Below are 13,313 nucleotides of genomic sequence, written 5' to 3'. Positions count from 1 at the left end.
TGAACGTCGCCAAGGGCTTGAGGCGCGGCCGGGGGAGTCAGGCGGCGATGAGGTCCCGCTCACGGTCCGGTGCTTCGACCTTGGGCCGCTTGTTCGGCAGTGCGAGCCGGAAGACCTTGTGCCACGCGGAGAACACCTGCTTGGGCAGCGGGCCGGTGACGTACTCCAGCTCGTACTTCTCGAACAGAGCGCGCACCTTCACCGCCACCTCGGCGTACCGGTTGCTCGGCAGGTCCGGGAAGAGGTGGTGTTCGATCTGGTGCGACAGGTTGCCGGTCATGAAGTGCATGGCCTTGCTGCCGCTGATGTTCGCCGAGCCCATCATCTGACGCAGGTACCACTGGCCGCGTGTCTCGCCCTTGATCGACCGGCGCTCGAAGACCTGTACGCCCTCGGGGAAGTGCCCGCACATGATCACCGAGTGGGTCCAGAGGTTGCGGACCAGGTTCGCGGTGAACGTGGCGGCGAGCGTGGTGAGGAACGAGGGGCCCGACAGCAGCGGGTGGATCACGTAGTCCTTGAGCACCTGCTTACGGATCTTGCGGCCCACGGCCCTGGCCCGCGCGCGGAACTCCGGGTTCTTGCGGCGGCGCTTGGTGAGGTTCTTCCCGAGCTCCAGGTCGTACGCCGCGATGCCGTACTCGAAGAAGCAGGCGTTGAGGAAGTTCCACAGCGGCTGGCCGAGGTGGAAGGGGTGCCACCGCTGGTCCTCGTCGACGCGCATGATGCCGTAGCCGAGGTCGTTGTCCTTGCCGATCACGTTGGTGTACGTGTGGTGCAGCTCGTTGTGCGAGTGCTTCCACTGATCGGCCGGCGAGACGTGATCCCACTCCCAGGTGGTGGAGTGGATCTTCGGGTCGCGCATCCAGTCCCACTGGCCGTGCAGGATGTTGTGGCCGATCTCCATGTTGTCCATGATCTTCGCCACGGACAGCCCGGCGGTGCCGATCAGCCACGCGGGCGGGAAGATCGAGAACAGCAGCACACCCCTGCTGACCAGCTCCAGCTTGCGCTGCGCCGAGATGACCCGCCGGATGTAGGCGGCGTCCTTCTCGCCGCGGTCGGCGATCACCTCGTCGCGGATGGCGTCCAGCTCGCGACCCAGTTCCTCGATCTGCTCCGCGGTCAGGTGGGCGGTGGGGTCGATGGCGGTCACGGTGCTCCTACCGTTCGATGTCGCAGGGGCCCGCAGCGGCGGACACACAGGTCTGGATGAGGACGCCCGGCTCGGCCTCGGTGATCTCGCCGGTACGCAGGTCTCGGACAGCGCCGGCCTTGAGCGGGGTGACGCAGCCGAAGCAGATGCCCATACGGCACCCGGAGGGCATGAGCACGCCGGCCTCCTCGCCGATGTCGAGCAACGGGGTGGCGCCGTCCGCGTCGATGGTCTTGCCGGTGGCGCTGAACGTGACCTCGCCGCCCTCGCCGGCGACGATGACGCCGGCGCGGAACCGTTCGGTGTGCAGGCGTTCTCGGACGCCCTGTTCGGTCCAGTGCTCTTCGGCGGCGTCGAGCAGACCTGCGGGCCCGCAGGCCCAGGTCTCGCGCTCGGCCCAGTCGGGCACGAGTTCCTGGAGACGGGCGATGTCGAGCTTGCCGTCGGTGTCGGTGTGCACCTCGGTGAGCCGAAGCTTCCTGTCCACGACCAGGCTGTGCAGTTCCTTGCGGAAGATCACGTCCTGCGGCTTCGGCGCGCAGTGGACCATGACGACGTCGTCGAGTTCGGTGTCGCGCAGCATGCCCATCACGGGCGTGATGCCGCTGCCGGCCGTCAGGTAGAGCACCTTGGCGGGCTTGGCCTGCGGCAGGACGAAGTCTCCGGTCGCCTGGTCGAGCTGGACGAGCGTGCCCGGTTTCGCCCTGCGGACCAGGTGGTTGCTGACCTTGCCGTCCGGGATCGCCTTCGCCGTGATCGTGATGCGGCCGTCCCGGCGGTTCGTCGGCGAGGTGATGGAGTAGGCACGCCACAGGCGCACTCCGTCGACGTCGACCCCGATCCTCACGTACTGGCCGGCTGTGTGGCCGCGCCAGCCCCGCCCCGGCCTGATCACGACAGTCGCCGCGTCCTCGGTCTCGGAGTGCACGGCCTCGATGCGCCCACACAGGTCGGCGCCCGCACGCAGCGGGCTGACCAGGTCGAGGTAGTCGGACGGCAGCAGCGGCGTCGTGACCATCTCCAGCAGTTTCCACGCCCTGCTGCGGAGGGCTCCACTCGTCATGACCCCAGCTTGCTGCGCCTCTGGGCGTAAAGTCCTGACCACAGGACATAAATCTGGTCGGCCGAATTGTTCGCAGGGAACAAAAATGAGCTATGCAATCCGGAGGGCCAGCGAACTGACCCTGGACGAGACGACGGTCACCGCCCTTCGGGCCGCGCTCAAGACCACCGCCGACGAAGTGGTCCAGGCGATCATCGACGAGGTTCCTCCCTACGCCCACGCCTTGTCGGGCCGCATGGGCGCCACCATCCGCAGAGCCGTCCACACCGCCCTCGGTCACTACCTGGACCTTGCGAGCGGGAACGCCACAGGCGGCGACGGCGGGGACGCCGCCTACGAGCTGGGCCGCGGCGAGGTGCGCGACGGCCGTTCCATGGACGCCCTGCTCAGCGCCTACCGCGTCGGCGCCCGGGTCGCCTGGCGCTGTCTGGCGGCGGGTGCCGTGCCCGCGGGTCTGCCCGCCGCCGAGGTCGCGAAGTTCGCCGAGCTGACCTTCGCCTACATCGACGAGCTCTCCGCCGCGAGCGCCGCGGGCCACGCCGACGAACTCGCCGCCCGGGGCAGAGCCCATGAGCGTCACCTGGAACACCTGGCCCGTGACCTCCTCGCCGGCGCGAGCCCGGACGTGCTGCTGGCCTCAGGCCAACGGGCCAGGTGGCAGCCTCCGGTTTCGCTGACCGCCGTCCTGCTGCCAGCCGCCCAGGCCCGGCCTGCCTACCGGACACTCGACCCGAGCACCCTCGTCCTCGACGATCTGCCGGATGCCACCGGTGTGCTCCTCGTCCCCGATGCCGACCGATCACGTCTCCTACGGCAGCTGACCGAACGCACCGCCGTGGTCGGCCCGGCCCGGCCGTGGACCCGCGCGTCCGCCTCGTACGCGCGAGCCCTACGCGCGCGCTCCCTCTCCTCCGACATTCGCGACACCGAGGACCACCTGCCCGACCTGGTGCTCAGCGCCGACGTGGACGCGTTCGCAGACTTGCGCGCCCGAGCCCTCGCACCGTTGCAGACCTTGCCGGCCGCAACCGCACGACGGCTGGAGGAGACGTTGCGGGCGTGGCTGCTGCACCAGGGCAGGCGGGACGAGACAGCGGCGGCGTTGTTCGTGCATCCCCAGACGGTCCGATACCGGATGTCGCAGCTGCGGGAGCTGTTTCCCGATCTCGCGTCACCACAGCGGGTCCTCGAACTGACACTGGCGGTCGGTCTCCGGGTCAGCTGACGCGTTACCCGTCCACCGCCGCGTCCACGAGCGTCCGGAGATCGTGCTCGTTCCCGGTGCAGAGCCGCTGTGACCCGGGAAACGGCTTCCGGCCGTCGGGGCAAGGGGCCGGGCCGCTCGTCCCAGGGACCACCTCCGTCCTGCGGCGGCCCGTACCTGCCTCCCCGCAGCCGGCCGGACGCCCCGGGCAGGGCCGACCTGCGCATCGCACGAGGGATGATGGGACGGAGTACGAAACGTGAGGTCAGGAGCTCCCATGACAAGACTGGTTCACCGGCCTCGTGAGGACGCGGAGTTCGATTTCATCCTCGGGAGAAGCACGGTTCCGGTTCTCGCGTACTTCATCGGGGCATGGCCCAAGGCGATCGAGCCCTGCCGGGTGATGGATGCCGTCATGAGCGACATCGCCGCCGACTGCACGGCCCGCCTGACGGTCGTCCGCACGGACATCACGCGTTGCCCGGCGTCAACCGAGCGATACGGGATCACCGGAGCCCCGTCCTGCCTCCTGCTGAAGGAGGGAGCGGCGGTGGCGCACGGCACGGGGCCCATGACCGTCGATGAGGTACGGCAGTTCCTGGACGGTCACCTCTGAGCGGCCGCCGCGGCGCCTTGAACGCCGCTTCTCCTCACGTTCGAAGCGGACGCGGGCGGTTGGCAGCCCATGTCCCGCCTCATCACCGCAGGGCGGTTCGAGGTCGTGCGCGGAAGCGCTGACTCCCAAGCGACCGGCACCTCTCACAAGACACACACACCCTATGGGCACAACATCCCTCTATAGGCGATTCATGGCCTATATACCCTTCTTGGTTGTACATCACCAAGGAGGCGAAATGCCGTACGGTTCGATCGTGGGTCCGGGAAGCACTCTGGCGGCAACCGGGCTGGCTACGGGTCAGCTGTGGCTGGTGGCGGTCAGTGTGGCCGCGGTGCTGGTGGGTGCGGTTCTCGTGCGCGTTTCCTTTCGGCGAGGCAAGGGTCCGGTCGAACTGTGACGGGCCACGTGCCGGGGCAGTGGCCCGGGGTGGCTCCGTCGCCGAGTGCCAGGCACACGTCGTCCGCCGGACTGCTGTTGCTGGGGGCGGTGCCGCTGACCGCGTTTCTGGCCTGGGGGGTGGCCCATGTCTTCAGCGTGGTCGCCTCGCTCACGGGCGGGGAGCGCGGTCTGGCGCTGCCCTGGCTGATCTCGTTCCTGCTGCTGTGGTGGGTTCCGCTGTCCTGGCTGGAGCGGCCCCGCAAGGCCTCGGCCAAGGCGGACGCAGCACTCGACCGGTTGAGCGTCACCGTGCAGATCCCGGTGTACAACGAGGACCCGGACGCCCTGCGCGGCTGCCTGCACTCGCTGCTGACGCAGAGCCGTCCGGTGCAGCGCATCCGAGTCGTGGACGACGGGTCGGTCCAGGACGGCGTGCCGATGACCTACGACGACGTGCGTCGTGAGTTCTTCGAGCGTGCCGTGGCGCACGGGGTCGAGGCCACCTGGGACCGCACGCCCAACCGGGGCAAGCGTCATGCCCAGATGCACGTCCTGGCCACCGATGACGCGGACGTGTTCGTCACCCTGGACAGCGACTCCCTGCTGGACTCCGAGGCGATCGCCGAAGGGCTGAAGCCGTTCGCGGATCCCGGGGTGACGTCCGTCGCCGGGCAGGTGGTCGTCCTGAACCACGACGCGAACGCCCTGACCCGGATGATCAACCTGCTGTATCTCCCGTTCACGCGTGGCCTGCGGTCCGCCCAGTCCGTGCTGGGGCGGGTGACGATCAACTCCGGGACTCTCGCCTTCTACCGGGCGCAGATCGTGCGGGATGCCGCGGGCGTCTACGAGAACGAGACGTTCCGGGGCCGTGCGATGCAGATGAACGACGACTCCATGCTCACGTTCTACGGGCTCCTCGCCGGTGACACGGTCCACCAGCCCTCCTCGCTGGTCTTCACCCTCGCGCCCGAACGCTGGTCGCACTACATGCGCCAGCAGTTGCGCTGGATGCGGGGCACCACCGTCCGCCACCTGTGGTGGCTGCGCTACATGCCGTTGACCGGCATCGTCTTCTGGTCGACGATCGCCGAGTACGTCCACATCGCCCTGGGCATCGTCATCCCCGCCGTGATCGTCGCCGATCCCGGGCTGCGGGCTCACACCGGCGACCTCATCGGTGCCGCCCTGGTCATCGGCACCGCGATGAGCTATCTGATGGCGCTGCGTCTGTTCACCGTCCGCCGCAGCGACATGCGCCGACGGCAGGCTCTGCTCCTGTTCGCCCTCGCGCCGCTGGCCTCCGCGTGGCGGGCGGTGATCCTGCGGCCGCTGTACTTCTACTCGATGGCCACCTGCCACCGGGTCAACCGCTGGGGCACCCGGGACGGTGTGGAAGTGGTCCGCACCCCGCGGGAGCACGCGCCCGGAGCGGCCGGAGCGGCTGCCGGCCGCTCGGTGTCCGTCCCGTAGTCGGGTCACCGGGCCGGGCGGGCAACGGCAGGCCCGGTGCCGGTTTCCCGGACAGGCACCGCAAAGCCCGGAGACCGGGGCGCGCCCTGCCTCTCACCGCACGGGAAGCCGGGGGTCACGGCCAGGGAGCCTGCCTCTCACCGCACGGGGAAGCCGAAGGAGTAGCCCTGCTGCTTCAGCCAGGGCAGCACCTCGCGCAGGGCCTCCACCGTCTGGGAACGGTCCCCGCCCGCGTCGTGGAAGAGGACGGTCGGGCCGTTGGAGATCTCGTTCTTGACGGTGGCCACCATGGCGTCGGCGCCGGGACGCTCGAAGTCCTTGGTGTCGACGTTCCAGCCGAGCGGCCGCATGCCCCGGGACGCGGCGAGCTGCCGGCTGTACGGGGTGAAGGCTCCGCCCGGGGCACGGTAGTACTGCGGCCGGACGCCGCCCGACGCTTCGGTGATCATGCGTTCGGCGTCCAGGATCTGCTGCGACTGGTAGGGCTCGGACCGGGTGTCCATGGTGGTGTCGTGGGCGACCGTGTGGTCGCACAGCCGGTGACCGTCCGCCACCACCTGCTTGACCAGGTCCGGGTAGGCCCGGGCCTGGGTGCCCACCATGCAGAAGGTGGCCTTGACGCCGTTCTCCTTGAGCAGTCGCAGCACCTGGGGCGTCCAGACCGGGTCGGGCCCGTCGTCGATGGTGATGTTGACCCCTTCGGGGCCACGGTCGGAGGCGTGTGCGATCTCGGTCGACACCTCGGACACCGGCGCCGAGGCCGGAACACGCGTCTGCGGCTCGCGACCACCGGTCGGCTCGGCCTGGGCGGTCCACACGGAGGTGGCGGCGGCCAGCGCCGTCACACCCAGCCCGGCCGCGAGGAGCCGTCCGTGCCAGCCCTTGCCCTTGTGCTTTGCCATGGTCGCCGCCCCTTTGCCGCCTCCGCCGATGCCGTGAGTCCATGAGTTCACACGAACACCCGTGCAGGGCAGTGCTGTTACCGACCGCGGACGAAGCCGCAGGGGGCTGACGACAAACGCGGAAGACCTGCGACGGAGACCCGCGAACACGCGGGAGCCCGTCAGAGGACTGACGGGCTCCCGTGGGTGTGTCCCGGGCCTACCTGATGTCGAATCAGATGGTCGGCGTGTCGTCGACGATCGCCTTGTGCGGTTCGACGACGAACTTCCAGCCGTCGCTGGGCTCCAGGAACCTGACCCTGGTCGGGTAGATGTCCAGGGCGCGCCGGTCACGGTTCTGCGGGTTCGACTTCCGGCCCCGGGCCGGCTCCTCGTACAGGTCGACCTTGACGTCGGGCACCGCGACGGTCTCCTCGCTCCAGCGCTGAACGATGCCCGCGCCAAAGGCGTCGCGCGCGGCCGCGTAGAGCGCCTCCAGGGACTCCTTGTTCCCGTCGGGCACGAAAAGAGCGAGGTTCAGAAGGACACCGGCACTCTTGAGTACCTCGATCTCCTCGCCACCCTTGTCGGCAATCCAGATACCGGGCTCATCGGAATTTTCCGGGAGTACGTGAATTTCCTTCCCGAAGATCGTCCTGGCCGCGAAGGAACCCCCCTCGAAATTCTTTCCCGGCGCCGTGAGGGAGGCCGGTGCATAGCAGTCGAGAGGAAGCCCATCCATCTCCGCCGAGACGAAAACGGTCTCCTGGACCCCCAGTTCGGAAACCTCTTCGGCCGTGAGCCGACGCGCCGTAACCTTCTCAGTATTCACGGCATTCCCCTTTTTGTGTGGCGTCCTGCAAATCCATGAGGACTATATCACGAAATCAGTCAGGGCAATCGTCACACGTCCGCCCGCAGGACTCCGGGAAAAGTTGGGGACTACGGGATAATCAACCTCCGCTGGGCCGGAAAACCAATCATGACCTATTCGCGGACAGCGAATAGTTTATGAAGAAAAGCGCCGGACATTCGAAGCCGATCCGCGGCGACGCGCTCGCGGTCCGCACATCGCCACCACCCTCTCCTCCCTCACGGCCGGCCCGCGAGACCCGACCCGGCGCCACACCCGGGCGCCGGATGCGACGCCGCGCCGGGTGACGGGCGGTTACGCCGAGGCTTCACGCCGCAGCGTGAACCAGAAGGTCGGTACCGGGTTCGTGCCGGGGGTCACGTCGGTCACGCTCCACCCGGTGAACCTGGAACGCAGTTCGTCGGCAGTGACGCCGGAGATCGGGTCGTCGAACGCCTCGGGCCCGTAGCCGAACATCAGAAGGCGGGCCCCGGGGGCGGCCCGGCTCGTCAGGCCGGCCACGTAGTCGTCGCGGCGATGCGGGGGGATCCCGCAGTAGCAGCTCAGATCGAAGAAGAGGTCGTAGGGACCGGGCAGGCCGATCTCGTCGAGCCTGGTGGCGTCACCACACAGCACGTTGACGTCCACCTTCGCAGTGACGGCCTTCTCGCGGGCCTGGAGTACCGCGCGCTCCACCAGGTCGACGGCGTCGACCCGCCAGCCGTGCCTGGCCAGGTACACGGCATTGGTCCCGGTGCCGCAGCCGAGCTCGAGGGCACTTCCTGGCCGCACCGCGTCCGCGCCCTCCACCACGGCGATCAGCTCGGGAGGCGTGACGCCCCAGTCCCAGGGGGGCTTGCCGTCCCGGTAGAAGTCCTCCAGCTCGCGCCGCACAGCGGCTTCCTGGTCGAGTTGCTCAGCGGTTCGGATCTCACTCACGATTACCTCCGAGAGGAAGCTAGAGTTGAACTCTAGTGACTAACTCTAGAGATAGACTCCCGGCATGGACGATGTCAAAGAATCCGGCGGCCAGAAGGCCCGGCGCCCCGACAAGCGGGCCGAGCGCTCGCGGCGCACACGCGAGAAGATCGCCGAGGCGGCACGGGATCTGTTCGTCGCTCAGGGGTACGGCGCGACGAGCCTCCAGGAGGTCGCGGACCGGGCCGGCGTGGCAGTCCAGACCGTGTACTTCGTGTTCCGCAACAAGCGCGCGCTCTTCAAGGACGTCGTCGACATGACCATCGCGGGTGACGCCGAGCCGGTCGCGACGATGGACCGGGACTGGTTCCGCGGCGCGTGCGCCGAACCCACCGCGGCCGGGCAGTTGCGGGCCCACGTCCGGGGTGTGCGGGAGATCCTGGGCCGGGTCGCGCCGATGATTCCCCTGATCGCCGCGGCCTCCGCCACCGATCCGGAGATCGCCGCCCAGTGGCCGGCCGGCCCCGACCCGCGCTGGACCGTCCAACGCGCCGCCGCGGAGGCACTGACCGACAAGCCCGACGCCCGTCCCGACGTCGACGTGGACCGGGCCGCCGATCTCCTGTACGGGCTGCTCAGTCCGGAGCTCTACCTGGTCTTCGTCCGCGACCGCGGCTGGTCGCCCGAGGCCTGGGAGCAGTGGGTCCGCGATGCGCTGACCGCCCAACTCTGCACCGGTGGCGGCACATCCGGTCCGGACCACGCGTAGGCCGGGCCCCCGGCAGCCCAGGCCGAACACGGGCCCGGCGCCGGAATCGCCCCGCTGCCCGCACACCAGGTTTGAAAGCTCCGGGACGGCACAGACGATGAATTGACGCAGACCTCATACCGGCACCAGGAGGGCATCATGGGCATTCTCGCGTGGATTCTCATCGGGCTGATCGCAGGGCTCATCGCCAAGGCACTGGTGCCCGGCAAGGACCCGGGCGGCATCATCATCACGATGCTCATCGGCATCGCCGGCGGACTCCTCGGCGGATGGCTCGGCAAGGTGATATTCGGGGTCGACTCCATCGACGGCTTCTTCGATCTCTCGACCTGGATCGCCGCCATCATCGGTTCGATGATCCTGCTCCTGCTCTACCGCGTGTTCACCGGCAACCGGCACGCACGCTGACGCGCCCACGCGGGCAGTGCCCGCCCGTACCGCACACACGCAGACGACGGCTCCCCCTCACGAGGGCGGAGCCGTCCGGCGTATGCCGTGTGCTCGCCCGTAGAGTGCCGTCACCGGGCCGCGCCGCCGACGGGCTCAGCCCGCCCGGACGGATGGCCAGAATGCGTCGCGTCGCCATCTCGCCAGCTCCACAGCGTGGTTGAGGGCTCCTCTCCTGCCAGCATCGGGTGATTCACCCACTGCGAGCTTCGGGAGTCCCTTCCGTGCGTCTGAGATCTGTCGCAGCGGCCGTCACCTTCCTGGCGGCCCTCATACCCGCGGGCGCCGCCCAGGCGGCGGCGCCCTCCGCATCCGGTACCACACCGGACGCCCCCGCCGTCAGCACCGTCACCGTGCCGCTGCCCACGGGCGACGCCGTGACGGTGGAGCGGTCCGGTGACACCGTCCGCTCGGCCACGGTCACCCCCGCTCCCGGCCGCGAGAACCTCACCTTCAGCACCAGTTCCGTGGGAACCGACAGCGTCAGCGTCGTCCCCGAGGACGCCGAGCCGCTGCTCGCGTCCGACCGGGTCGATTCCCGCCTGTTCGACGTCAAGGCGCTCCTCGACGCCGGGTACGGCACGAAGGGGGGCGACGCCGACCGGGCCGTCGGCCTGATCGTCCAGCACGGCAGGGGTTCGACCGCCGCCAGGAAGGCCCGCGACGCGGCCGGCGCCGACGCGCGCCCCGGGCAGCCGATGTCCCGCCTCGGGATGACCTCCCTCGCCCCGCAGAACCGCGCTGATGCCGCCGCCACCTGGAAGCGGCTGACCGCCGGGCAGGGCGACGCCCTCGCGGGCGGTGCCGCGAAACTGTGGCTCGACGCGAAGATGCACATCTCGCTCGACAAGAGCGTGCCGCAGATCAACGCCCCGCAGGCCTGGCAGGACGGGTACACCGGCAAGGGCACCACGGTCGCCGTACTCGACTCCGGGTGGGACTCCGACCATCCCGACCTGGCCGGCCGGGTGACGGTGTCGCAGGACTTCCTCGGCGGCGGAAGCGCGGAGGACGACAACGGCCACGGCACGCACGTCGCGTCCACGATCGCGGGTGTCGACAGCACCTACCGGGGCGTGGCGCCCGACGCGTCGCTCGCCGTGGGCAAGGTCTGCGACAGCACGGGTTCCTGCCCCACCTCGGCCGTCCTCGCCGGGATCGACTGGGCGGTCAACACGGTCCACGCCAAGATCGTCAACATGAGCCTGGGCGGCCCCGCGGACGAGGAGGACCCCGCGATCGCCGCGATCAACGACCTGTCGGCGCGCACCGGGACGCTGTTCGTCGTAGCCGCGGGCAACGACGGCGAGTTCGGTACGGCCACTGTGGGCTCGCCCGCCATCGCGGACGCCGCGCTCGCCGTCGGGGCGGTGAACGTGGAGGACGAGCTGGCTCCGTTCTCCAGCAGGGGCCCCCGCCCCTCCGACAACGCGGTGAAGCCCGACATCACCGCGCCCGGCATGAGCATCGTCGCGGCGAAGATGGGCGGAGGCCACGTCGCCAAGAGCGGTACGTCGATGGCGACCCCGCACGTCGCAGGTTCTGCCGCGCTCGTGGCGCAGGCCCACCCCGACTGGAACGGTGAGCAGATCAAGGCCGCGCTCATGGGCGGCGCCGAACCCACCGAGGGCAGGGCTCCCTATCAGCAGGGCACCGGCCGGGTCGACGTCGGGCGTGCCGTCGAGTCGACCGTCCTCGCCTCGCCGGCGAACCTGACGACGACGGCTGACTGGTCGGCCGGCGAGGGCAAGGACAGCGAGCACACCGTCACCTTCACGAATGACGGCGACTCCGCCACGACGCTCGCCCTGTCCATCAGCCGCCCCCAGTCGCCCACTGCCCAGCCGGGCAACGCCGGACAGTTCTCGGTGGACCGCGACAGCGTCAGCGTGCCCGCGCACTCCACGGCCACGGCGACCGTCACCACCCGGGCCTCGATGCTCCCGCACGGCCCGTGGTCCGCGGTCCTCACCGCCTCCCGGGACGGGAAGCCCGTCACCCGCACCATCCTCGGCGTCAACAGCCCCGTACCCACCCACCAGATGACGGTCGACGCGGTCCGGCGGGACGGCACCCCCGCCGAGGGGACCGCGCTCCTCGTCAACCGCTGGACCGGCGACCGCTATCCGGTACGGCTGGTCGGCGGAACCGGGTCGGTGGACGTCCCCGAAGCGCAGTACTGGGTCGGCATGACCATCTTCACCGGTACCGGCACCGACCGCACCACCACCATGGCCACCGCGTCCGTCACCCCCACGGCCGACACCACGGTCGAGCTCGACGCCAGGAAGGCCGCCCCGGTACGGGTCGACGTGCACGACCCCGCGGCCCACGCGACCGCGGTGCAGGCGGCGTTCGCCGTACCGGCCGGAGCGGGCACGTACACCCTGAGCGTGGTGACCACCGGCGCCACCGCGGGCACTTCGCTGTACGCGCTGCGCCTCGAAGAGCCCGACGCGAAGTACCGCACGTTCGCGGTGTTCGCCGCCGAGGGCGCTTCGACGGCCTCCCCCAGCCCGTTCTTCTACCATGTGGCGCACACCTGGACCGGAGGCGTCCCCGCCGATCCCTCCTTCTCCGTGAAGCGCCGTGACCTGACCGACGTCCGGGTCCGCTTCCACGCCCAGGGTGCTCCCGCGGCCGGTACGACCGCGGCCGCCCCGGACGACGACGTGCTGCTCCCCCTCAACATCGACCAGTCGGTCGCCTTCCCGTCGACCGTGCACGACTACCGCACCCCCGGGGAGTGGCTCGACCGCACCACGATCGCGGGCCGGCAGTCGATCGCGACCTCGGCGCAGGCCTTCGGTCCGCGTGACCGCCGCACCCTGGACTTCGGGGCCGCCGTGATGGGTCCGGCCCTGCCCGCCGCGCCCTTCTACCGGGTCGAGGACTCCATGACGTTCACCGCCACCCCCTGGCTGGTGGACGGTGACGGCAGCCGAGGCGGCACCGACTGGAGCGCGTCCGGCACCATGACGCTCGCCAGGGACGGGCAGCCGGTCAGCTCCTGGAACGCCGTCGGATCCGGCAGGACCACCAAGGTCGCCGCCGGGACCGGGCACTACACGCTCAGCGCCGACGTCACCCGCGCCCCGTCCTACGCCACGCTGTCCACCCGTGTGCGGACCGAGTGGGGCTTCGACTCCGGTACGGACACCGGCGCGGGTACGGTGCTCCCGCTGATGGCCGTACGGTTCACCCCGCACGGACTCGACGACTCGGGCAACGCACCGCGCCGCGCCCTCACCCGGGTGGACCTCGCGGTGCAGCGCGCCCCCGGCGCGGCCGACACCGAGATCGGCCGTACCCGGTTGGAGGTCAGCTGGGACGACGGTGCCACCTGGCGTCCGGCGCTCGTCATCCCCGCGACCCGCTGGGCACCCGCGCACACCTACCTCCTGGCCCCGTCCGGCGCGTCTCACGCGACGCTCCGCGCGAAGGTCTCCGCGAGCGACGGCAGTTCGGTGACCCAGACCATCACCAGGGCGTACGGCGTCTCGGGAGGGGGCAGGTAGCGGGTCCACCACTCCGCTCCGCGCCCCGGGCGGG

General features: G+C 69.9%; 11 protein-coding genes. 6 read left to right on the top strand and 5 right to left on the bottom strand.

Translation table 11 applies throughout. The annotated features are described in order from the left end of the window. Window positions 1–37 precede the first annotated feature (37 nt). Together ACGFNN_RS19755 and ACGFNN_RS19750 are read right to left on the bottom strand one after the other, a co-directional pair. Window positions 38–1,156, bottom strand: a complete 1,119-nt coding sequence (locus ACGFNN_RS19755) for a fatty acid desaturase family protein (protein WP_393557437.1) — start codon at window positions 1,154–1,156, stop codon at window positions 38–40. 7 nt (window positions 1,157–1,163) lie between these two features. After that, window positions 1,164–2,174, bottom strand: a complete 1,011-nt coding sequence (locus ACGFNN_RS19750; RefSeq protein WP_393557750.1) for a ferredoxin reductase — start codon at window positions 2,172–2,174, stop codon at window positions 1,164–1,166. A gap of 130 nt (window positions 2,175–2,304) precedes the next feature. On the opposite strand from ACGFNN_RS19750, the gene ACGFNN_RS19745 reads away from it, so the two are divergent. The 3 genes from ACGFNN_RS19745 (at window position 2,305) to ACGFNN_RS19735 (ending at window position 5,893) form a co-directional block, all read left to right on the top strand. Continuing rightward, entirely contained in the window at window positions 2,305–3,444 is a 1,140-nt protein-coding gene (locus ACGFNN_RS19745; protein WP_393557435.1) for a PucR family transcriptional regulator, read from the top strand. 256 nt (window positions 3,445–3,700) lie between these two features. Then, window positions 3,701–4,039 carry a thioredoxin family protein gene (locus ACGFNN_RS19740; RefSeq protein WP_393557433.1) on the top strand — a complete coding sequence of 113 codons (339 nt, stop codon included), beginning with the start codon at window positions 3,701–3,703 and terminating at the stop codon, window positions 4,037–4,039. 396 nt (window positions 4,040–4,435) lie between these two features. Next, on the top strand, window positions 4,436–5,893 hold the full coding sequence (locus ACGFNN_RS19735) for a glycosyltransferase (protein WP_393557431.1): 1,458 nt from the start codon (window positions 4,436–4,438) through the stop codon (window positions 5,891–5,893). Window positions 5,894–6,030: 137 nt separating this feature from the next. On the opposite strand, the gene ACGFNN_RS19730 is transcribed toward ACGFNN_RS19735, so the two are convergent. The 3 genes from ACGFNN_RS19730 to ACGFNN_RS19720 form a co-directional block, all read right to left on the bottom strand. Further along, window positions 6,031–6,795, bottom strand: coding sequence for a polysaccharide deacetylase family protein (locus tag ACGFNN_RS19730; protein ID WP_393557429.1), 765 nt, complete (start codon window positions 6,793–6,795; stop codon window positions 6,031–6,033). 214 nt (window positions 6,796–7,009) lie between these two features. Then, complete coding sequence (locus ACGFNN_RS19725) at window positions 7,010–7,606, bottom strand: hypothetical protein (RefSeq protein ID WP_362668938.1); 597 nt, start codon at window positions 7,604–7,606, stop codon at window positions 7,010–7,012. A gap of 336 nt (window positions 7,607–7,942) precedes the next feature. Beyond that, window positions 7,943–8,566, bottom strand: coding sequence for a class I SAM-dependent methyltransferase (locus tag ACGFNN_RS19720; protein WP_393557427.1), 624 nt, complete (start codon window positions 8,564–8,566; stop codon window positions 7,943–7,945). 64 nt (window positions 8,567–8,630) lie between these two features. On the opposite strand from ACGFNN_RS19720, the gene ACGFNN_RS19715 reads away from it, so the two are divergent. The 3 genes from ACGFNN_RS19715 (at window position 8,631) to ACGFNN_RS19705 (ending at window position 13,279) form a co-directional block, all read left to right on the top strand. Beyond that, complete coding sequence (locus ACGFNN_RS19715; protein WP_393557425.1) at window positions 8,631–9,314, top strand: TetR/AcrR family transcriptional regulator; 684 nt, start codon at window positions 8,631–8,633, stop codon at window positions 9,312–9,314. 138 nt (window positions 9,315–9,452) lie between these two features. Further along, window positions 9,453–9,722 carry a GlsB/YeaQ/YmgE family stress response membrane protein gene (locus ACGFNN_RS19710; RefSeq protein WP_362549898.1) on the top strand — a complete coding sequence of 90 codons (270 nt, stop codon included), beginning with the start codon at window positions 9,453–9,455 and terminating at the stop codon, window positions 9,720–9,722. Window positions 9,723–9,985: 263 nt separating this feature from the next. Next, entirely contained in the window at window positions 9,986–13,279 is a 3,294-nt protein-coding gene (locus tag ACGFNN_RS19705; protein ID WP_393557423.1) for a S8 family serine peptidase, read from the top strand. Window positions 13,280–13,313 lie beyond the last annotated feature (34 nt).

The sequence above is a fragment of the Streptomyces sp. NPDC048590 genome (assembly GCF_043199535.1).
GTDB lineage: Bacteria > Actinomycetota > Actinomycetes > Streptomycetales > Streptomycetaceae > Streptomyces.
This window is presented reverse-complemented; position numbering and strand designations above follow the sequence as displayed.